Genomic DNA, 21,868 nt, shown 5'->3' on the forward strand with positions numbered 1-21,868 from the left:
ACGAGTGAAAATGGCTGTGCCATTACCATATTGATGGCGGTTGACCAGCGATAAAGCTTGTTCAAAATTAGGAACTCGAGCGACTACCAGAACCGGACCGAAAATTTCATTTTGATAGATAGACATTGAATCATTAACCTGATCAAAAAGGCATGGCCCGAGAAAATAACCTTCTGGATGTTTAGGGTGCTTAAAGGAGCGGCCGTCAATTAATAATTTTGCGCCTTCTTCAACACCTTTATCAATGGCAGCCAGAACACGTTGTCTATGGGCACTGCTGATTAATGGACCCATATCACTGTCAGCTTCATCGCCGGAATTAATTCGAATCGCATGGACAAGAGGTATTAATTTATCCAAGAGCTTATCAGCGGTTTGATCGCCAACAGTGACCACAACTGAAAGAGCCATACAACGCTCGCCTGCTGAACCAAAAGCAGCGCCAACAATTGCATTGGCTGCCTGATCAAAATCCGCATCAGGCATCACAACACAATGGTTTTTGGCACCACCGAAAGTATGCGCTCGTTTACCATGTGCAGTGGCCGTTGTGTAAATTGCTTCGGCAACCGGGGTTGAAGCAACCGCAGTAAATGCCGCAATATCAGGATGTACTAATAGCCGCTCGACTGTATTTTTGTCACCTTGTAAACAATTCGCCACACCAGCCGGTAAGCCTGCTTCAGTTAATAATTCAAATAAGCGAATGGTCGCGGAAGGATCTTGTTCCGAGGGTTTTAAAATAAAAGAATTACCACATGCGATAGCGGGAATGATCATCCATACTGGTACCATGACGGGAAAATTAAAGGGTGAGACACCGGCACAAACCCCCAAAGGCTGCCGTTGTGTATGGCAATCCACCTGAGTCGATACATCGGCAGAAAAATCCCCTTGCAGCTGATTGACCAGGCCGCAATTAAACTCAACCACTTCGATTGCGCGTAAAATGGAGCCTTTGGCATCCTCTATCGTTTTACCATGTTCGCGTGTTACCAGCTTAGCGATATCAAGCTGATATTTTTCCAGCAATTCTCTAAATTTAAATAAAATCCTTGCTCTTTTGACTGGCGCGGTCTCTGCCCAAGACGGCCAGGCTGCTTTGGCAATGGCTACCGTTTTATCGCAAAGCGCTTTATCGGCAAAATAAACTTGGCCGATTGCTTCGCCATGAGCCGGATTATAAATAGTATGAAACTTTTTGGTGGTTTCGAGCAGGGATTTACCACCTATATAATGAGGAACCGTATAAGCCATTGCGAAACTCCTTCAGGATATCACTTTAAATCAATCAGAAAATAAACTGAGCGTCACCTGATAATGGCGTTTATCTTCACCGCCATGGATGCCACGCGTTTCTATGATTTCAAAGTAAGAATGTTGTTCCGCAGCTTTTTGCAGGGCATTTTCAATTGCATCAGTGATGCCTAAATCTGAATAGCCGGTGTAATCTCCTATCTTTGTCGACATCTGCGTATCCCTTCAGATTGTTAAGAATAATCAGTGTAGCATGAACTGTGGTGAAGATCTTGTAAGAGTTATTGATAAAAATTGTCTAGTGTTCTGATTTATTCAATAATAAAAAACCGATGTGAACCAGGGATAGTAAACATGGGGAAAAAATCGATTGTTCGAGTAGCTGAGGGCGTCGAAATCAATGAGCAGCTTTTAGAGAACTTAAAAAAATTTTTGGCGAGTTTGAGTTAGAGCGCTACACTGAATCACCAAATTTATTACGAAGTTATCAACGCCGCCTCGATAGTCTGGAGAAAGCATTCCTATTTATTCTCGATACTCAACCACTCAAAATAGAAACTTCCTTATTAAAAACTATCTTGATTGGTGTAAAAACTATGCAAATTACCTTCTCATGGTTCAATTGAAGACTATCAGAACATTCTCTCCCAATATACTGCTTTGCTAATTGGTGCAATCGTTGATTATTACGATTGGCCACCAGAGGAGAGCACGGAAATATCCATGTTTAGTGATCGTAAGACTATCGCACAAAAAAAGCTGGAGGAAATGAAGAAGATAGCTACGGAACAATTAAATAAAGCCGATCAATATGTCCTTATGCACGAAGGTCGTGCTGATTTAGCGACCTTAACGCCGCTCAAGGTTAATAGCCAGAATGAATTTGTCTTGCAATGGGATCGACAACTGCCGCCTTATTCAGAGGAAACGGTAAGCGAATTGAAAACCATCAAAGAACTTGGCTTACAGTGGATCAAAAAGGATAAACTACTCGCCACGCCAACTTGGTTTCGCCGCTTACCTCTTTATCAGCAAGCCTATTTCCATGGCAGCAAAACCCATATCAATTCACTTGAAAATTTAGCGATTGATCTGAACAAATTACTCTCGGTCTGGATTAAGATAAAAACAAAATCTTCCTTACAAGAAGAACTTAGAAATATTGCTGCTGGGGGAAATAATCTCCCTGCCTGGTTTACCGATTTGTCTACCAATCATCAGAATCTCATCAGCAATTTGGTTTCTCCCACGATTACAGTCAAGGAAGTAAATAACAATCTGCAAGCATTGGAAGCACGACTACAAAAAATGTGTACCAGCAATTCATCTGAATTTGAGGAAATAACTCAGTTGAAGTCTTTACCATATTGGTATTTAACCCTGACCGATTATGAACAGCGTTTTCTTAATGCAGTTCTGGCTCAGGTTGAAAGAGTGGAAGATGCTATTTCTTTTATACCAAGCCGTTTACGTACTTTACCTATACTGGCTAATTTTGCTGAACATCAATTATTCCTCCTCGATCATGAGGGTAACATAACGAAGAAATTTCCAGCCAAATTGCGTTCAAGTCATCTGGCATCCCGTGATGTCGCTGACCAGCTCCATCAGATAGGTGAGTTGTATACGCTAAGAAACCTGGCGAAAATTAGAAATATTGCCGCAAATAGAAGGTTACTGCTGCAAACCTTAATCAGCCCAGTCAAATTGCTTAGTGGTTTTATGCCTGACTATCTGCTTGAACAGCACCGGAAAAAGGCAGTTGCAACAGCACAAAAAGAGGGTGCCAAGTTACTTTTTTCCACCAATCACCCATTCAATATGGTGCGAGTACTTTACCCTACTCCAGCCACAGATCCAGGATGCCTGGCTTTGTTACAACAAGCAGAGGCTCACTCCGTTCTGAGTCAATTACCTGAATTAGAAGGCCATTGGAGTTATGACCAAATTCAAGAGCTCGTGGGAGAGGCATGTGCTGCGATAAATGTCTACAAGGAAGCGTTGCAAGATGGATTAAGTCCGAGTAATTTCTATGACTTGGGCTCTAAGTCATTAAAAGAAAATCTGACAGAATTATTTCATACAAACTATCAGGAATTACAACAGTTACCTGATTGGCAGGACGTCGTTAGTCAACATCTGTTTATAATACATAACCGGCTTAATTCCGAGCAGAATCAGACCTTTGAGACTTATAAGCAAGGTCTCGATGATTTGACTGCATTGGCAAAAGAATATCGAGCCGTATTAAATTCTCCTTTTGGGTCAGCGACGCTCCTTGATTATTCTGGCCGAGAACTCTTCTTAAGCTCTCTCGAAAATCTGTTAATCATGCACATGGATGGCGTTAGTTATGGATCCTGCGTGAGTGGTAAGGACAGAAAAGCAATCGAAATAATCCATACCGATGCCATGTTGTTGTATCGGGAATTATATGATCGCTGGCCTGGTTTTACTGATACAGGAGCGGCACGCAGAAATTTTGTGAAACTGGTTGTCGAATTGTATATATCAAGACATGGTGCGGAACATGCCGGGCAAAATGCGCCAGGAGCCGATAGTATTAAAACGCCAGCGAATTATTGGCCTGCTGATATTGCTGAGGCTATCTGTGATAAATTAGGAAAAAAGGCTCTAAGTGTTGATGATGTAATAGCAACCAATAATGAAGTCGGAAAAAATTGGTGATGCCAGTGCACGCATTACGCCCAATTTCGCTGCCTGTGTTATCGCAGTCCAGAAGTTGTCCAAGGCGAATCAAAAAAATTAGTTGAGCAGATAAAAATTATTGTCGAAGAAAAGGAACAATGGGAAAAGAAAACGTATAGCTTTCCTTTTTATCCTGCGCCACCAACCGGCGTTGATCAGATCAAACAATTATTGAATACTCCCGGTACCTACTCCAGTGCGCATATGACGAAGACCCTCGCCGAGATTTACCATATTGTTCATCAGCGTCCAGAAACGTCTTCAACCCGCGATAAAGCGACGCAAATGCTTTATGATAGTATTCTTTCTTTATTCAAGCATGCTGAACCTGAGACAATATATGAACAGCAACTGGAACATCTAATTGCAATTAAAAAGCAATTTTTCCAAGAAAACCGACAACCAATCACTGTTTACTAGCAGCGTATTTACAAGAATCAAGCTTCCAGGAGTTGTTCCAGGCCATAGTAAAGGGAATCCAACTGCTGTACTCGTTGGCAAGATAGAATAATGCCGGGCATAAAGGATGCTCTATCGATGCTATCATGAGTCAACGTTAAGGTTTCACCACTACTGCCAAAAATAACTTGCTGGCGAGCAAGAATACCTGGCAGACGAAGAGAGTGAATATTAACATTTTGATGAGAGCAGCCGCGTGCTCCTGGTATGAGTTCGTGTGAAGGGAGCTCCCTTTTCTCTTGGCGTCTTGCCTTTGCGATCATTTCTGCAGTTTTCATAGCGGTACCTGAGGGAGCATCAAATTTTTGTTGGTGATGCGCTTCAATAATTTCCACCTCAGGAAGAAAACGAGCTGCCTGGGCGGCAAAACGCATCATCAAGACAGCAGCAATTGAGAAATTGGGTACAATAATACCGCCCAATTTTTGTTCGGCACATAAACGTTGCAGATGTTGAATTTGTTCCTCAATAAGACCACTGGTACCTATAACAGGATGAGCACCGTTTTCAATAATGGTTAAGCTATTCTCATAGACCGAGTCAGCCCGTGTAAGATCAATAACGATCGTTGCTTGTTTTTCTCTAATTGCCTGGCGCAGATTATCCTGGTGGCCCAACCCTGCTACCAATTCAAAATCAGGATGATTTTTAATGGTTTCACAGGCGAGCATTCCCATTTTTCCTTGGGCGCCATTTACAATTACTCGAGCGGGCATGCTATCTCCAATTAAACAATAAGAGTACTGCGTGTTTCTTATTCTTTGGTTTCTTTTTCTTTCGTTTTTGTTGCGCGTCTTTAACAACTTTTTCTGCGCGTGCGACACGGTCTGCCATTGCTTGTTCATTAACGATGCGCAAGGCCCACAAACTTGCAGGAATCCAACCAATAACTGTAGCTTGCATAAGCAATGCTACCACACTGCCACCAGGATTATCCTCCATCAGCAGTATGATCCAAGGAAAGAAAACAGCAAGAAATGTCATGAACATACGTTTTATCATGCTAATAACCTTCACATTACACTAGCTAAAGTATATACCGAACTATGAACCCTAGTACAACCACCTTAAATTTTATTTAGGAAGAAGCAAGTTCTGTTTTTCTTTGCCTTCCGTTTGTCCCATGTGAACACTTGCTGAAGCATCAAAATTTGATATTTTCCTTTTTAACGCAAAGCTTGCAAATGGGATTTAAACGCTGTACATTGTATGCGCATTTTGAGACGAAAATTTTTTTCCAATACAGCGAAACGATATCCCGCAACTTTTTTCAAGTATATTCTAGCGGCCTAGTCTTTTGCTGTAGCAGTTAAGCGTTATCTAACAAGGGTAGTACAATGAGAAGGCAAGAACTTCATCCACGCACAGCAATACTTAATAAAACACAAAAAAATCAATCAAAAAAAGCGCGTAATGAAGCCTTAGTTTGGCTTGCAGCGACCTTCCCTGAGGTATTTGACAATAGCCTACACATTCGCCCACTAAAAATTGGTATCATGAATGATGTTTTGGCCTATGCCGATAAGGCTGCCGAAGCAGGCATCTCAAAAAGTAAATTGCGTGAAGCCGTTGTTTTGTTTACTCGTCGTATTGATTATTTAACTTGCCTGAAAGCGCGTGAAATGCGGGTTGATTTAACGGGTGCGCCTACTGCGTTGGTGACAGACGAGGAAGCAGAAAAAGCAGCTAACAAAATTAGAAAACGTATTGAAAAAAGCGCGCGGAATGCCCGTAAAACAGTACCGGTTAAAACATCTACTAATTATAACAAACCATCCTCACATGGCATTAACCAGACGCAAGAATTTATTCCTTATCCGGAGCGAACACCTGCTTTTAGTGCGCAAAATGCCTTAGTACAGCCGCAACGCTCAGCAGCGGTAGTCGTCAAGCATAAAACGTCGCGTCAGTTTGATCCCGATGCTATAGCCCGCTTGAAAGAAAAATTAGGATTGTCACGTAAGGTTGAAATGGAAGAAGAGACCGCTGAGTAACTGGCTTTAGTTATGCTAATGTCTCAGGTTTGTTGAACGTTATTTGAAAAAACCTCCCAATCTATAGAGTAATCTCTGCTTTTGTCACGGTGCTCATCTCCGGCGATCCCTCACTTCGCTTCAAATGACGCGGGGACTAAGCCCCAACACTAGCCCATAGCGCGGATGATTTCCATACAATTTGTTCCACCCGCTTTGCCAATTAGACGTCCTCTTGTTAAGAGCACATACGCATTATTCTCTAATAAACCAAGTTCTAAAAGATAAGCAATGACTTGATCATTAATTGCTTCATTTGCCAGGTGATGGTAGTCAAGCAAAATAGGGAACACATTCGTGACTAAACTTAATTTATTTACCGTGCGGGCATTCGCTGTTACTGCATAAATAGGCACATTGCTATGTTGCCGCGACATCCAGATAGCAGTGGCTCCCGATTCAGTTAGTGCAACGATTGCTTTAATAGGAAAGTGATTGGCAGCATGGATAGTAGCCATGGCAATCGCTTGATCAGCACGATGATAATGGCAGCTTTCATTATCAATTTGATAGAAAAAAGCAGCATGCTTTTCTGCGCTGCGACAAATTTTATCGACCATGGTAATCACTTTCACTGGAAAATGGCCAGTGGCGGTCTCGGCAGATAACATCACTGCATCTGTACCATCAAGGATCGCGTTAGCAACATCCGATACTTCTGCGCGTGTAGGTTGTGGCTGATTAATCATGGATTCCATCATTTGAGTCGCGGTAATGACTACTTTATCCAGGCGGCGACTTTGCTCGATAATATGCTTTTGGATGGCCGGCACCTCGGCCGCACCAATTTCTACACCCAAATCACCCCGAGCAACCATGATGGCATCTGCAGCGTTAATAATCTCGGTCAAATGATGTAACGCTTCCGTTCGTTCTATTTTTGCAATAATCGGTATATCGATGCCACCCAATTGTTTCAATAAGGCATGCGCATCATGAATGTCTTTTGCATCTTTAACAAAAGAAAGACAAAGATAATCAACATCCATCGCAATCGCTGTTTCTAAATCTTTCTTGTCTTTTTCAGTCAACGCTCTGGCTGCCAAACCGCCTCCTTTGCGGTTTAAGCCCTTATTGCTATGCAAAAGACCACCTTCAACCACGCGACAATGAATTAAAGGCGGTTTAACTTCCATCACTTCCAGTTCGATTAAGCCATCGTCGAGCAATAGGTGATCCGCGGCAGTCAACTCATAACATAAATTGCTATAAGCAACACTCACTTCATGTTGATCACCAGGTTCTTGACTTGCACAATTAAGTGTAAAAGCCTGACCATCACGCAAAGTAATTTTGTCTTTTTAAAGTGGCCGATCCTTAATTTCGGCCCCTGAAGATCGGCCATGATGGCGAGCGGATGTTTTAATTCGGCAGCGATTGCTCTGGCTTGTCTGATAAGAGCAAGGACAGTGTCATTGGCGTGAGAAAAATTAACACGCAATACATTCACACCTGCAGTCAGCATCGCACGCAGCGTTTTTTCATCACTGCATGCAGGACCGAGAGTTGCAACAATTTTAGTGCGGCGTTGCATTGGCGCGTTCTTCCAGGATGGCAACAGCAGGAAGTGTTTTACCTTCCAGAAACTCCAGAAATGCACCACCTCCTGTAGATATATAAGAAATTTGCTGGTTTAGATCATATTGATCCACTGCAGCTAATGTATCACCACCGCCAGCAATTGAAAAAGCAGAACTATCAGCAATAGCAATGGCCAATGCTCTAGTACCATAGGCAAACTGCGGGAATTCAAATACACCTACAGGACCATTCCAAATCACCGTTTTTGCGCCATCAATGATATCAACATAACGGCTTACTGTTTCAGGACCGATATCCATAATCATATCGTCGCTGGCAACATTGCTTAACGATTTATTGAACGCCGGACAACTATCTGAGAATGATTTGCCCACAACCACATCGGAAGGCAAAGGAATTTGACAACCACTCTTAACTGCCAAATCTAAAATGTCACGTGCTTCTTCAAGCAAGTTCTCTTCATAAAGTGAAACCCCAATTTCAAATCCTTGGGCTTTAAGAAAAGTATTGGCAATACCGCCGCCAGGAATTAAGTAATCGACCATGCCAACTAATTGTTTTAGTAGAGTCAATTTACTCGATACTTTGGCACCCCCAACGATAGCGACGATAGGTTTTTCAGGACTCTTAAGTACATGCTGCAAGGCTTCCAGTTCACGAACTAATAATGGACCTGCTGCAGCAATAGGGGCATATTTCGCAACGCCGTAGGTTGAGGCTTGTGCACGATGCGCAGTACCAAAAGCATCCATGACGAAGATATCACAGAGCTTAGCCAGCTTTTTGGCTAACGCATCGTCATTCGCTTTTTCACCAATATTGAAACGCACGTTTTCACAAATCACCAATTCCCCATTATTAACATCGACGCCATCCAAATAATCACTCACAAAACGAACTGGATAATCAAGATGCTTGACTAAATAATCAGCGACTGGCTGCAGAGAAAAACGCTTATCAAATTTACCTTCTTCTGGCCGGCCTAAATGTGATAACACCATAACTGCGGCTCCCTCATCGAGGGCTGCTTGCAAAGTAGGTAAGGCCGCTTGCAGACGCTGGTCACTGGTAATGAGTCCGTCTTTGATCGGAACATTTAAATCTTCACGAATCAGTATTCGTTTACCGCGAAGACTGATTTCGCTCATTTTTATTAGATTCATTACACTATCCTTAACGATTCATCATGTAGTTTGCTGTATCTAACATACGGTTAGAAAAACCCCATTCATTGTCATACCAAGCAACTACTTTTACTAAATTTCCTAACACTTTAGTTTGAGTGGTATCAAACACAGCAGAAGCTGGATAGTGATTAAAATCGCAAGATACCAGAGGCTCTTCACAAATGTGTAGGATTTCATTTTTTGCTTTACGCATAATGTCATTGACTTCTGCAACACTGGTTTCACGTTGTGCAGTAAACGTGAGATCGACAACAGAAACATTTAAAGTAGGAACACGCATGGCAAAACCATCCAATTTTCCTGCTAATTCTGGCAGTACTAAACCGACAGCCACTGCCGCTCCGGTTTTGGTGGGAATAATAGATTGCGTTGCAGAACGGGCCCGACGCAAATCGCTATGGCTGCCGTCCAACAACATTTGATCCTTCGTGTAAGCATGAACTGTATTGACCAAACCGTGATTAATACCCAACGTATCATTCAAAGGTTTAACGATGGGCGCCAAACAATTGGTTGTACAGGACGCATTGGAAACAATGATGTCTGTTGCTTGCAAGCTTTCGTGATTTACACCATAGACAATTGTGGCATCAGCATTTTTGCCAGGTGCTGAAACTAAAACTTTTTTGGCACCGGCCGCAATATGCTTCATGGCTGCATCACGATTCGTGAAATGGCCCGTGCATTCAAATACCAAATCAACTTCCATGGCTTGCCAGGGCAGTGCATTGGGATCACGCTCTGCAATGACTCGAATAGGATGGCCATCAACAACCAGATTATCGCCGTCCACACGTACCTCAGTGGCAAAACGGCCATGCGTGGAATCATAGCGAGTAAGATGGGCAGTCGTTTCTATACCCGATAAATCATTAATCGCTATCACATTAAATTCATTTTGACGCTTATACTCATAAATGGCTCGCAAAATACAACGGCCAATGCGGCCGTAACCATTTATAGCGACTCGTATTGTCATACTACTTCTCCGAATAACAGTGACTCGCGGCGAGTCAGTTTTAAAATAGAGCTTTTAAAGCGGCTACTATATGTTCAACAGTAAGGCCTAAATATTCATACGCTTTCGCAGCGGGTGCAGAAACACCAAAACGATCTATACCAATGACTGCGCCATCCAAACCTACAAAACGGTACCAATAATTACTAGCCGCTGCTTCAATAGCTATTCGCTTACGGACAGCATTGGGTAAAACATCTTCCTGGTAGTTATGGTCCTGGGCAATAAAACGCTCACAACAGGGCATAGAAACAACGCGGATTTTTTTCCTAGTGTACTCATATGTGCTGCAGCAGCAAGAGCCAGTTGTACTTCTGAACCCGTTGCTAACAGAATGGCATCGGGTAAACCTTGGCAATCACTAAGGACATAGCCGCCTTTTTCAATTAATTTAGCTGCTTTTGCATCATGACTTAAAGCAGGTAAATTCTGCCTTGATAACAGGAGGCTAGATGGACCAGTATGATGCTCGAGTGCCTGTTGCCAAGCGACAGCTGTTTCCATCAGATCAGCGGGTCGCCATACCTGCATATTGGGGGTCATGCGTAACATCGCTGCGTGTTCTATGGGTTGATGAGTAGGACCATCTTCACCCAGACCGATTGAATCATGAGTAAAAACATAAATAATGCGCTGTTTCATCAATGCACTGAGACGGACTGCGTTACGAGCATAATCGGCAAAGACCAAGAAGGTACCGCCATAAGGAATAAAGCCGCCATGCAAGGCCAGACCATTCATAATCGCTGCCATACCGAATTCGCGTACGCCATAAAAAAGGTAGTTACCGGAAAAATCCTCCGCACTAATCGCTTTACTACCAGACCAATCCGTGTTGTTGGAACCTGTTAAATCAGCAGAACCACCCAACATTTCTGGCAGTATACGAGCAAATTGCTCGATGCATTGCTGAGAACTTTTACGAGTTGCCTGCGCTTTATCGTTACTACGACATTGCTCGATAAAAGCAGTGCTTAAAGCTGGCCAGTTGTCGGGTAAATCGCCATTAATACGGCGTAAAAATTCTTGGTAATCTTTTGGATAGCGTTGCTGATAAGCCTGACAACCTTGCAGCCATTGGTTTTCGTCATGTTGTCCCTGCTCGACATGATTCCATGCTGCGTAAAGTGCGTCAGGAATTACAAACGGTGGATGTGGCCAATGAAAATTTTCTCGTACCTTGGCGATACCAGCAGCTCCCAAGGGGGCACCATGTGCTTTTTCGCTACCAGCCACAGGTGAACCATAACCGATCACCGTTTTACAAATAATCAAACTCGGTTTTTTCGTTTCCTGACGAGCTTGTTCGATTGCTTTTTCAATAGCACTGGGATCATGGCCATCAATAGGGCCAATCACTTGCCAATGATACGCCTTAAAGCGGTTTGCAGTATCATCCGTAAACCAGGCCTCTACCTTGCCATCAATGGAGATGCCATTGTCATCATAAAAAGTAATTAGCTTACCCAATCCCAATGTACCGGCGAGAGAACAGGCTTCATGAGAAATACCTTCCATCAGGCAGCCATCACCGACAAAGGTATACGTATGATGATTAATCAGTTCCAGCTCGGGACGATTAAATTGGTTTGCCAATAATTTTTCTGCGATAGCCATACCAACGGCATTGGCAAGCCCTTGCCCCAAAGGGCCTGTTGTTGTTTCAACACCAGGTGTATCAGCATGCTCAGGATGCCCTGGTGTTTTGGAATGTAATTGACGGAAATGTTTAAGCTCATCCAGACTTAAGTTGTAGCCCGTTAAATGCAATAAGGAATAAAGCAGCATAGAGCCATGGCCGTTTGATAAAACAAAACGATCCCGATCAAACCAATGGGGGTTTTTAGGATTGTGCTTAAGGAATTTCTTCCATAGCACCGTGGCAATATCTGCCATGCCCAAGGGCATGCCTGGGTGCCCAGATTGGGCTTGCTCAACAGCATCGATACTTAAAAACGGATAGCATTGGCTAAATCATTAGAAAGACTCATGCGTTCTCTTATGCAATCATTAGGGGCACTATTGTCGCTCAGAAGATTCTATTCAGCAAGTTAGCGGCGTGCTTATTGTAATAATAATGCACAATAATGAGCTTTTGTGGAGTAAATAATAGTTAAATTCATTTAAATTTTACTTTTTGATTATTTTTTGCGATTATTTTTTCGTTTAACTCACTTTTCGGGGTTGTATGACTGCAGCAGTGTTGCGACGTTTAGGTTCGTTAATTGGTGAAGTACGTGTTACGAAACCAGGAGATAACGATAAAACAAATTGGGAATTTGATAAGGAGCTAGCTAAGAAGCCTGCTACGTTCTTTCATCCAATGATCCTGATGCATCCTGTGCTGATGACGGAATACAGTGTACTTTGCACTCGACTTGCCCACGATTTTACTCGTCCAGACGTTAGTAAAGAAGAGCTCGTTGCACAGTTGGTTGCTGCCTTAATGATGGCGGAACTATTAACCCACGTTTACCGTGATTTCCTAGTTGTACCTCGTGAAGTCTTGCGTTTTCAGAATGAGAAAAAATATTTCGAGAGTTATTAGCGACGCAAAACTATGCTTTTAGCGACCCAGATGACAAAGTGATTGTACTATCGTCCTGGTCTGCCCATGGCGTGAGAGGCTTTTTTCCAATTGGAATTATTCCCGTTTAATGGCTGCACGTACCAGACGTCTTCTTACCACACTAATACCACTACTGAAAGATTTTGAATTCTATGGCCGCTATGTGGCGACAATTGATCCTTACATTGCTCCAATCCTTAGCCATGCTTCCTGGTTGTTTTTTGCACCCAGATTAACAGTAAACAGCATTTTTTTGTTAAAACATGTTGTTCCTCACTGGTGGATGAATGCAAAGGAAGAAAGCCTGGGAGCACGGTTACGTTTTCAAGCCCAATTGCAGCGTCGATGGTCTGAGTTGGGTAATGATTCTTTATGGATGACCTCCGGATTACTGAACTGTTTTGTTCTAACAGGGCCTTTGGCACCTATTGGCATGTATTTGACTCTGAGTATCTTTCTCTTTGATGTCCTCTGGGCTCGTTTGCGCGTGCACATTGAACACAAACGTTTAAGCGGCCTGCAAACGATTTATGACGACATGGCACGACAAATGGGCGAAGGGACCGACGAATTCTTAGAGCTAAAAAGCTATCGTAAGCATTTGGATCAGCGAATAGATTTTGAAGAGCGACGATTATTTGTCACGTTAGTTAACACCCATATGCTCATGTTTGGTATGTGTTTCGCCTTCCCTGCTTTGGCTGTTAACCCGCTTGTTCCCTTTGTCGGTGCTTTGATCGTATTAATGACTACCTTTATGGTTAATCGATATATCCGGGGGTTAGAGCAAATAAGGCCAGCAGATAAAGTCATGGGGTTGAGTGACAAAACTGGCAAGTCAATTTATGAAGCTGGATTAACCTTGTTTCGATCTCACGAGATTGTCGACTTACCTTATCATGATGCTGAATTATCGGAAGGAGAGTATGTGGAGATGGGAAAGCTCGGTACTAATGCCAAAGGGATGCGTCATTCAAACAGCGAACCTAGCTTGCCCAAGTCCCGTTTGTCACATAGCGACCACCCCATTGACCCCATTGACCCTACCAGTACGCCTAACTCACGGTTTATGTAAAGACGTGGAGGTTCAATAAGTTCGGTGCTATCCTTAGGGCTTTGGTAGCCTTGAGGATCTTTAATGTCAATCGTTAGTTTGCCGCAATTTACTTCTCTCGACCCAGCGAGTTTTGTCAACCGCCTTGATACCCTTTTGCAAAACAATCTTCAGCAGATAAATACCATTCTGACGCAAAATAATGCTCATTATACCTGGGATAATCTAATGCATCCGCTGGAAGACATGGATGATATCCTCGAGCGCTTTTGGTCACCCTTAGCTCATTTACACGCTGTCGTTAATTCCAAAGCACTACGCGAATGTTATCAAGCCTGCTTGCCTAAGTTGTCCGCTTATGAAGCAGCCATTGGCCATAACCATGATTTATATGATGCGGTTAAGTCGTTAACGAAAGAAACCTTGGATTCTGTTCAGCAAAAGATTGTTGAAGATACCCTGCGTGATTTTGAACTGGCTGGTGTTGCTTTATCAGCAGAAAAGAAACAGCGTTTTGAGGCCATTCAAACACGTTTATCCGAATTATCCAATCAATTTGAAAACAATGTTCTGGATGCTACTCAAGCATTTAGCCTGCCTATTACCGATGAAACGCGTGTGGCGGGTTTACCTGAGCATGCTTTGCATGCTGCAGCTGAATTAGCTAAGGAAAAAGGCTTGTCCGGTTGGATGTTTAACCTTGAATTTCCCTGCTATATCGCGATCATTACTTATGCCGACGATCGCGTTCTTCGCGAAACTTTTTATGAAGCCTATGCCACACGTGCTTCCGAACAAGGCCCTCAAGCCGGAAAATTTGATAATAGTAAAGTCATGAGTGAGATTCTGGCTCTCCGCCATGAGAAAGCACAACTATTAGGTTTTGCCAATTACGCGGAATTATCACTCGCGACTAAAATGGCTGAATCGCCAAAACAGGTCATTGATTTTTTGATGGACTTATCCATTCGCGCTCATCATCAAGCAGAAACAGAGTTCCAGGAGTTGCAGGAATTTGCTCAAAAACACTATGGCATAACCAAGCTTGAACCTTGGGATGTCACCTATATATCAGAGAAAAAAGACAGGCACAGTATGCGATTTCACAAGAAGAGCTACGCCCCTATTTTTCTCTTGCTAAAGTGATGGAAGGATTATTTAGCATCATCAATAAACTGTATGGTATGACGCTGGAAGAAGTTAACGATGTTGATATTTGGCATCCTGATGTCAAGTGCTATCGCCTGTCTGATGAGAAAGGACTAGTACGCGGCTACATCTATGTTGATTTGTTTGCTCGCCAACATAAACGTGGTGGCGCGTGGATGGATTCTTGCCAAAGTCGACGCAAACTGGCTGACGGCAGCATTCAACGACCTGTTGCTACCTTGACCTGTAATTTTGCCAAGCCGGCTGGAAAGAAAATGGCTACCTTGTCCCATGATGAGGTCTTAACGTTATTTCATGAGTTTGGTCATTGCTTACATCATGTATTAACCAAAGTTAATTATCTCGGTGCTTCTGGTATTAACGGTGTGGAATGGGATGCGGTTGAATTACCCAGCCAATTTTTTGAAAACTGGTGTTGGGAACAAAAGGCCCTGCAATTATTGACGCAACATGTGGATAGCGGCGAACATTTGCCTGATGAGCTATTTGAAAAATTACTGGCCGCTAAAAATTTTCAATCCGCAATGGCGATGATGCGTCAGTTAGAATTTTCTTTGTTTGATTTTCGCATTCATCTGGAATTTACCCCCCGTACACCCGAATTTATCAGCAAAACACTCGCTGAAGTACGCAGGCAAACGACCGTTGTCCCGATTGCACCTTACAATCGTTTTCAACACAGTTTCTCCCATATCTTTGGCGGCGGCTATGCGGCTGGCTATTACAGTTATAAATGGGCAGAAGTACTCTCCAGCGACGCCTTCGCCCGCTTCGAAGAAGAGGGGATCTTTAATACCCAGGCAGGACACGACTTCCTCCATTTTATATTGGAAGCCGGTGGTTCGAAGAAAGCCGCCGAGGCCTACCATGGTTTCAGAGGCCGTGCAGCAACGGTGGATGCCCTGCTGCGTCACAATGGCATTAAACTAGTGTAAATGCCCTGGCTTGTTTGTCCGCAAGCCAGGCATAGGCTTCTCATGAAAATAATTGAGGCAAAGTTGAACTAGTCCCGAGTGTTATGTGTTATAATAAAAGTGTACAAAAAAGGGGGCGACCTGGTTTCGACGTGGGTTGCGAAACCTGAAGTGCATGCCGAGAATGAGAACTCTCGTAAATCAGACTCACTAAATATAAATGCAAACGATGAAAACTTTGCAGGTGAAGCTATCGCTGCGTAAGCTTTGATAGTGTAACCGCACCGTGCGCTGCCATAAAACCAGCGCCCCGTTGACCGAGCTTGCTTACCGGTATCGAATCAACGGTCATAGAAGATAAGCTCGCATCTTGGTCCGTCCCGCATCAAGGTGTTAAATCAAGGGAATCGCCGTGTACCATCCTGCCTGTCGGAGGGGCCACGGTTAACTTAATAGACAAGGCTACGCATGTAGAGCTGACGGCAGAGGATTTGCGGACGCGGGTTCGATTCCCGCCGCCTCCACCATATTGAATACCCAAGACATCCAAAAACATCCTATAGGTCTTGATATACAGGCCTTTTTTATTTATCCTTCGTCCAACAAGATTCATTAAAAGCCCCCAAGAGCCTAACTGTTGTAGAAATAAAGAGCGCTAAACCGAAAGAGAAGCCTTATAAAATGGCTGATGAGAAAGGCCTGTACCTTTTAGTGAATCCTAATGGTTCAAAGCTTTGGAAGTTTAAGTATCGCTTTTCAGGCGTTGAGAAGAAGCTCTCTTTTGGCGCCTTTCCTGATGTGAGTTTATCTGCCGCCAGGGATGCACGCGATGAAGCACGTCGCCAATTAACCAATACCATTGATCCTGGAATCTTAAAAACTCAATTAAGCGCTCAAAGAAAATGGCGGATGAGAACAGCTTTGAGGCTGTTGCGCGTGAATGGCATGCTAAATTTTCGCCCAAATGGAGCAAAAGCCATGGTGAACGTATTTTAATTCGTCTTGAACAAAATATTTTTCCTTGGATTGGTAAGCGCCCAATTGATGAAGTGAACGCCCCAGATATTCTTTCTGCATTACGTCGTATTGAAAATAGAGGGGCAGTTGAAACAGCGCATCGGGTTTCGCAAATTTGTGGACAAGTCTTTCGTTATGCCATCGTTATTGGTAAGGCTGAACGTAATCCTGCTGCTGATTTACGTGGCGCACTGGCACCGGTGAAACAAAATCACCATGCCAGCATTATAGATCCAGTTGAAATTGGTAAGCTGCTGTGTGCTATCAACGAATACCACGGCCACTTAGTTACAAAATGTGCCCTGCAATTAGCACCCTTATTTTTTGTAAGACCAGGAGAGTTGAGGCATGCCGAATGGACTGAGTTTGATCTGCATAAAGCAGAATGGCGAATACCAGCAGAAAAAATGAAGATGAAAGAGCAGCATATTGTACCACTTTGTACACAAGCCATTGACATTCTTAATGAGTTATATCCCTATACGGGATCAGGAAAATATTTATTTCCCAGCTTGCGATCCGCATCTCGTCCTATGAGTGAAAATACAGTATTGGCGGCATTGCGGCGTTTAGGATATACCTCTGCTGAAATGACAGGGCATGGTTTTAGAAGTATGGCGTCCACTCTTCTCAATGAAAACGGTTGGAACCGTGATGCCATTGAGCGGCAGTTAGCGCATGCTGAGCGCAATAACATTCGCGCAGCATACAACTATGCTGAATACCTTCCTGAGCGACGTACTATGATGCAGTGGTGGGCCGATTACCTAGAGAAACTACAAGATCAGAACAACGTTATTCCATTATTAAAAAGTGTTTAGGCTATCAGCAAGCTACGTGTTTTTATAATCGTTGTGAATGCGCTTGATAGAGATGTTTTTGAAAATGAATGAACGTATTCCTAATATCATCTATGCTGCCCAGTTTATCTTTTGCATCTTCAATCGCACGGTATTTCAAACGCAATAAATCAGGTAGTTTCTCCTGAGCAAGTTCATTTACACCAGATTCAATATATCGCAATTTTTGGAATTTTTAATTTCGATTGGCATGTAGTAATAGTCACCAAAATTGGAAGAACCCTCACATTTTTTTAGAAAATCCGGACGTCCTTTGAATTTTATATTCCCTTCAACATAGGAGATCACTCCTTGATAAATTAATTCCGCTCCTACCCTCATGTATTCGAGGGTTTGTTTTTCAGCATCCTGTTCCGAGATAGTTTCATCAACCGTTATTTTTCTAAATCTTTTACACACTCTTTCTCGTGAATCATACCGCCTTCGATTAGCTTTTGTGTTAACTCAGGTAATTCAGCTTTCAGTGATTGATCGCCATGTAGGTCATACCAGATCCAGTGAGGAGATTTAGGGGTTTAGGTCAGCAAATTACCATTTTATGCTGTCTTGCTCTAACCCAATGAATTTACAAAATTTTTCAAAAACATGAAAAAGTGAATTTTAGCCTAAAATAGCTTGTTTTTAGCCCCCAAATTATTCGCATAAGTAGACATATACGAATAAACCAGCACCTTTTTCTTGTATTATGCGAAACAAACAGGTGGCCTAACCCTAGGGTTAATTATTCACATAATACATGCGAATACACTAAAATAATCCACTCAGGATCTCCACTCATCCGTATTTGTTTTTCACTGTAATTATTCGCATAATATGCCACAGCATAAAATGGTAATTTGCTGACCTAAACCCCTTAATGGCACCTTTAACACAAGCATAAATATTCTGTAGATTGCCCACTTGACGAGCATCAATTACGCTTTTAATCCCTGCTTGCAAAATATAGGGAAGAACGTTATCAACTTCTACGTCCAATTCATCTTTTATTCGTTGATCTGATGTTGCTAGAAGTTTGCGGTATTTTTCTGTATCGTATCGAGGCATCTCTATCATCTCATATTGAGACGTAATCATCATACCTAACAAGTGAAATGGGGCTTTTGCCTCACATGGAATCTCATTGTTACCATCCATTTCTCGAATAACAGCTTCTAGAAAAACTTTAGGATCAAGGCCATACTCTTCTACATTAAATCGCATTATCTTCTCCCTTATTTAAATGAATAGGTTATGCTGGCATCTTATCAAGATGCATTAAAACCTCATTGAAATATTTATCCTTTAGACGTTCATGAAGCTTCTTAACTATTCGAGGTTTTAAATATTCCTTACCCTCATACCACAAAGCAGTAACTACATGACATGTTACTGTATTTGGCATGACTATTTTTCTAGGACTCACATGCACAAGTTTAATTCTATTTTCATCATTAATCTTGATATAACGTGAGCGACCAGTCGTATAGTAAATTGCGTGAACTAGAATTTGCGTACTAAGGCCAAGCTGATTCAAAGCTACAGCAGGATGAACTGTTATTGTCTCACCTGTTTTCTTAGAAATAGCTTTAATGATTTTATCTGTACTTGGCGGAATTGGACTACCTGGCAAATAGCGACTCTTTTCAGGCCTAAAATATATACCACGACATATAGTACCCACTTCATTGCTTTTTGCTAACCGCAATAAAACACGTTGTACAAGCTTGATTGGATATTTCTTATAAATTGAGTCCACAAAAAAATTTTTCCTCTTGGAATTTTTTAATGACTTTTTCAATTGATACTATCGTGTCCATGTCTTTTATCTGCATTTTTAAGTCTTTCAAATATCATTAACCATAAATGCTGCACTGTATTACTTTAATCAGTGTCCCTAAATAAGATTTGCATGAATCTTGTATTGATATATATTTTTCTCTCCCAATTTCTATTTCTTTCAAAATGCCCTCACTAACAAACTTCTGCAGATATTCGGCAGCGGTTTGTCTTTTTACTATCTCTGCATCTACTACATTAGAAATTCTACAGTATGGCTGTACAAAAAGGAGTTCTACTAATTCTCTTGAATATATTTTAGGTTGTTTATTTTTACATACTCCACGGTTTCTTCCATTAGGCCGATAATGTTCTTAATCTTATTGCAAGTCCATTGGGATGTATTTGCGACGGCATTTAACATGTAAATAATCCAAGACTCCCAATCCTCTTTTAGAGTTACATTTAAGAGATTTTGGTAATATTCTTTCTTATGCTTGATAATATAACGGCTCAAATAAAGAACAGGTATGGTTAATAGTTCTCGCTCGATTAAATACAATATATTTAAAATTCTTCCCGTTCGCCCATTCCCATCAGTAAATGGGTGAATTGCTTCAAATTGATAATGCCCTATAGCCATTTTTATTAATGGGTCAATATCATTCTGATCATGTAAAAATACTTCCCAATTATGGAGCTTTTTCCTTAAAAGCGCTTCGCCTTCAGGAGGAGTATAAATTATTTCTCCAGTTGCTTGATTAGAGAGCGTTGTTCCCGGAACCCTTCTTACTGTCATTTCAACGCCATGCAAGGTTGAACATAAATTCTCTGCTAAGACCGTATTTAATGGCCGAGATTTAATAGATTCAAAGCCTTCTCTCAAAGCAGTTCTGTAACGTAAAGCCTCTTTTGTAGCTGGATCTATATTAGTCGCGGAGTTGCTATTAGCATATTGGAATAACTTATCTGTTGTAGTCACTATATTTTCAATCTCTGAGCTTGCTTGAGCTTCTAACAAAGGCAAAGAGTTTATTAAAACGCTTTGGTTTGGTAACATTTCTGCTGCTTTTCTCAGTTCTGCTAAAGACGCACGTGCTTCAATGCACACTTTCAGTATTTTTTAGTTTCTATATCCTGTTTAGGAGGCAGTGCAGGCAATTCATTGTATGCTTTAGTTACATCAATTTTCATAATGTTTAAATTTTCCAATTTTATCGACATGTTTTAAGGATATGTCGATGCGGTAGACATGTCAAGAAAACATGTCGATATTTTCCAATTTTATCGACATGTTTTTAGAATGTGTCGATGGTATAAACATATACGTATAATATGTCGAAAATTTAATATTATATCGACATGTCATTATAATAAATTAGAGATAGGAAATGTTGGCGGGGGTATAAATGGGGGGTATATTTAAAATAGTAAAAATTAAATGCATTATAAACCAAATGATTAGTGTTTAAGTTAAATAGCCGCCGCTATGATTTAATAAATGATACTTGCTAAAGCATCAGCTTGACGATTTGTAAGATATTTCTCACATTATTTACCTGGTTTGTCTTAATGACGAGCATGACCAATTAAGTCATACTGGCATGATTGGAAGTTGCAAATATCAGGACAAGAGGTCCGTGAAAAGGGAGCCAGCACACGGATGTGCTGACACAGGACGTGAAATTTGCAACTTACCAAACCAAGTTAATCTTCCAGTACATCCTCCTCCTTAATGACCCCATAGCGAATGCCTACAATAATTGCGCTGGTTATATTCCTGCATCCTAATTTTTTAAAGATAGCTTGCCGATATTGAGTCACTCGTCGCATGGAGACATTGAGAAACGCTGCAATTTCTTTAAGCCCTTTGCCTTGGGCGGATAAATAGAGGCACTGCTTTTCTTGCTCACTTAAACGCAGGTCGAAACAAATCGGTAGTCGTATCCAGGTATTGGAAAGTAAGGCTTGGATTTCGGCTAGCTGTTTGTATGTTGGATTGCTATTCCCTAAATAGTCTAAGTAGTTTTTTGCAAAGACTCGAAAGAAGGGGCTATCGATTAAATTCGTTTTCCTTAAGGTTTCTCGCTTTGTTTTCACCATTATTCTTCCTTTATTTTTTAAAGGTGTGACATAGCACAGGAATTATCGAAAAAATAATTCCTGTGTCTCTAGTCGTATGAAATGATTAAGATTTTGGTTAAAAGCGAATTAAAAGCACGCTGTAAACCATGCTCCTAATGTTCAACCGGTGCAAATAATGGGAAATTTGGGTGGCTTCTTACGGACATGCCATTGAAAACTAAAACTGAAATAGACTAAGA

At 41.8% G+C, this 21,868-nt stretch carries 19 protein-coding genes, 1 other RNA gene and 3 pseudogenes; 9 read left to right on the forward strand and 14 right to left on the reverse strand.

The features are described from left to right. Both BN58_RS01740 and BN58_RS01745 read right to left on the reverse strand, forming a co-directional pair. Positions 1–1,257: CoA-acylating methylmalonate-semialdehyde dehydrogenase (locus BN58_RS01740; RefSeq protein ID WP_019215364.1), on the reverse strand; the 1,257-nt coding region annotated here is incomplete at its 3' end. 30 nt (positions 1,258–1,287) lie between these two features. Further along, the gene (locus BN58_RS01745; RefSeq protein ID WP_019215365.1) at positions 1,288–1,470 is read right to left on the reverse strand and encodes a dodecin domain-containing protein; all 183 of its coding nucleotides are present in this window, start codon (positions 1,468–1,470) and stop codon (positions 1,288–1,290) included. Positions 1,471–1,980: 510 nt separating this feature from the next. Between BN58_RS01745 and BN58_RS27955 the strand changes: the two genes are divergently transcribed. Continuing rightward, positions 1,981–3,945 carry a hypothetical protein gene (locus BN58_RS27955; RefSeq protein ID WP_019215367.1) on the forward strand — a complete coding sequence of 655 codons (1,965 nt, stop codon included), beginning with the start codon at positions 1,981–1,983 and terminating at the stop codon, positions 3,943–3,945. 33 nt (positions 3,946–3,978) lie between these two features. Then, complete coding sequence (locus BN58_RS31415; RefSeq protein WP_198009791.1) at positions 3,979–4,386, forward strand: hypothetical protein; 408 nt, start codon at positions 3,979–3,981, stop codon at positions 4,384–4,386. 17 nt (positions 4,387–4,403) lie between these two features. Here the strand turns inward: BN58_RS31415 and dapB are convergent, their stop codons facing one another. Then, positions 4,404–5,141: a 4-hydroxy-tetrahydrodipicolinate reductase gene (gene dapB / locus BN58_RS01765; RefSeq protein WP_019215370.1), complete on the reverse strand. Its 738-nt coding sequence runs from the start codon at positions 5,139–5,141 to the stop codon at positions 4,404–4,406. A gap of 1 nt (position 5,142) precedes the next feature. Next, positions 5,143–5,427: a hypothetical protein gene (locus tag BN58_RS21210; RefSeq protein ID WP_019215371.1), complete on the reverse strand. Its 285-nt coding sequence runs from the start codon at positions 5,425–5,427 to the stop codon at positions 5,143–5,145. A 335-nt stretch (positions 5,428–5,762) separates the two neighbouring features. On the opposite strand from BN58_RS21210, the gene BN58_RS01775 reads away from it, so the two are divergent. Beyond that, the gene (locus tag BN58_RS01775) at positions 5,763–6,419 is read left to right on the forward strand and encodes a ProQ/FinO family protein (protein ID WP_019215372.1); all 657 of its coding nucleotides are present in this window, start codon (positions 5,763–5,765) and stop codon (positions 6,417–6,419) included. A gap of 149 nt (positions 6,420–6,568) precedes the next feature. On the opposite strand, the pseudogene pyk reads toward BN58_RS01775, so the two are convergent. The 4 genes and pseudogenes from pyk to BN58_RS21220 form a co-directional block, all read right to left on the reverse strand. Beyond that, positions 6,569–7,992 (reverse strand): annotated as a pseudogene (gene pyk, locus BN58_RS21215) (pyruvate kinase). Next, a complete protein-coding gene (locus tag BN58_RS01785) occupies positions 7,976–9,163 on the reverse strand; it encodes a phosphoglycerate kinase (protein ID WP_019215373.1) in 1,188 nt (395 codons plus the stop codon). Before BN58_RS01785 ends, pyk begins: the two are co-directional and overlap by 17 nt. A gap of 10 nt (positions 9,164–9,173) precedes the next feature. After that, entirely contained in the window at positions 9,174–10,166 is a 993-nt protein-coding gene (gap, locus tag BN58_RS01790; protein ID WP_019215374.1) for a type I glyceraldehyde-3-phosphate dehydrogenase, read from the reverse strand. A 90-nt stretch (positions 10,167–10,256) separates the two neighbouring features. After that, positions 10,257–12,113, reverse strand: a pseudogene (locus BN58_RS21220) (transketolase-like TK C-terminal-containing protein); the annotation flags it as partial. Between the two features lie 280 nt (positions 12,114–12,393). Here BN58_RS21220 and BN58_RS01800 point away from each other — a divergent pair. From BN58_RS01800 to BN58_RS21230, 6 genes and pseudogenes are all read left to right on the forward strand, one after another. After that, positions 12,394–12,753 (forward strand): hypothetical protein, encoded by a 360-nt coding sequence (locus BN58_RS01800; protein ID WP_019215376.1) that lies wholly within the window; start codon positions 12,394–12,396, stop codon positions 12,751–12,753. 109 nt (positions 12,754–12,862) lie between these two features. Next, positions 12,863–13,849 carry a hypothetical protein gene (locus BN58_RS01805; RefSeq protein ID WP_019215377.1) on the forward strand — a complete coding sequence of 329 codons (987 nt, stop codon included), beginning with the start codon at positions 12,863–12,865 and terminating at the stop codon, positions 13,847–13,849. 63 nt (positions 13,850–13,912) lie between these two features. Further along, positions 13,913–15,933, forward strand: a pseudogene (locus BN58_RS21225) (M3 family metallopeptidase). Positions 15,934–16,044: 111 nt separating this feature from the next. Further along, positions 16,045–16,439, forward strand: a transfer-messenger RNA (tmRNA) gene (ssrA, locus tag BN58_RS29465). Between the two features lie 154 nt (positions 16,440–16,593). Continuing rightward, positions 16,594–16,908 carry an Arm DNA-binding domain-containing protein gene (locus BN58_RS32380; protein WP_232220257.1) on the forward strand — a complete coding sequence of 105 codons (315 nt, stop codon included), beginning with the start codon at positions 16,594–16,596 and terminating at the stop codon, positions 16,906–16,908. Further along, positions 16,815–17,750 (forward strand): tyrosine-type recombinase/integrase, encoded by a 936-nt coding sequence (locus tag BN58_RS21230; protein ID WP_019215379.1) that lies wholly within the window; start codon positions 16,815–16,817, stop codon positions 17,748–17,750. The genes BN58_RS32380 and BN58_RS21230 overlap by 94 nt, the downstream gene beginning before the upstream one ends. A gap of 22 nt (positions 17,751–17,772) precedes the next feature. On the opposite strand, the gene BN58_RS01825 is transcribed toward BN58_RS21230, so the two are convergent. The 6 genes from BN58_RS01825 to BN58_RS01850 all read right to left on the reverse strand — a co-directional run bounded on the left by BN58_RS01825 (position 17,773) and on the right by BN58_RS01850 (position 21,647). Next, positions 17,773–17,952, reverse strand: coding sequence for a hypothetical protein (locus tag BN58_RS01825; RefSeq protein ID WP_019215380.1), 180 nt, complete (start codon positions 17,950–17,952; stop codon positions 17,773–17,775). A 611-nt stretch (positions 17,953–18,563) separates the two neighbouring features. Further along, complete coding sequence (locus tag BN58_RS01835) at positions 18,564–18,989, reverse strand: hypothetical protein (protein ID WP_019215382.1); 426 nt, start codon at positions 18,987–18,989, stop codon at positions 18,564–18,566. Between the two features lie 28 nt (positions 18,990–19,017). After that, positions 19,018–19,566, reverse strand: a complete 549-nt coding sequence (locus tag BN58_RS01840; RefSeq protein WP_019215383.1) for a DUF6088 family protein — start codon at positions 19,564–19,566, stop codon at positions 19,018–19,020. Positions 19,567–19,621: 55 nt separating this feature from the next. Next, positions 19,622–19,861, reverse strand: a complete 240-nt coding sequence (locus BN58_RS37385; RefSeq protein WP_408605444.1) for a hypothetical protein — start codon at positions 19,859–19,861, stop codon at positions 19,622–19,624. Beyond that, entirely contained in the window at positions 19,843–20,655 is an 813-nt protein-coding gene (locus tag BN58_RS21235; protein ID WP_198009790.1) for a Fic family protein, read from the reverse strand. Before BN58_RS21235 ends, BN58_RS37385 begins: the two co-directional genes overlap by 19 nt. Before the next feature lie 596 nt (positions 20,656–21,251). Beyond that, positions 21,252–21,647: a response regulator transcription factor gene (locus BN58_RS01850; RefSeq protein ID WP_019215384.1), complete on the reverse strand. Its 396-nt coding sequence runs from the start codon at positions 21,645–21,647 to the stop codon at positions 21,252–21,254. Between the last annotated feature and the right edge of the window lie 221 nt (positions 21,648–21,868).

The organism is Legionella tunisiensis (assembly GCF_000308315.1).
GTDB classification, from domain to species: Bacteria; Pseudomonadota; Gammaproteobacteria; order Legionellales; family Legionellaceae; genus Tatlockia; species Tatlockia tunisiensis.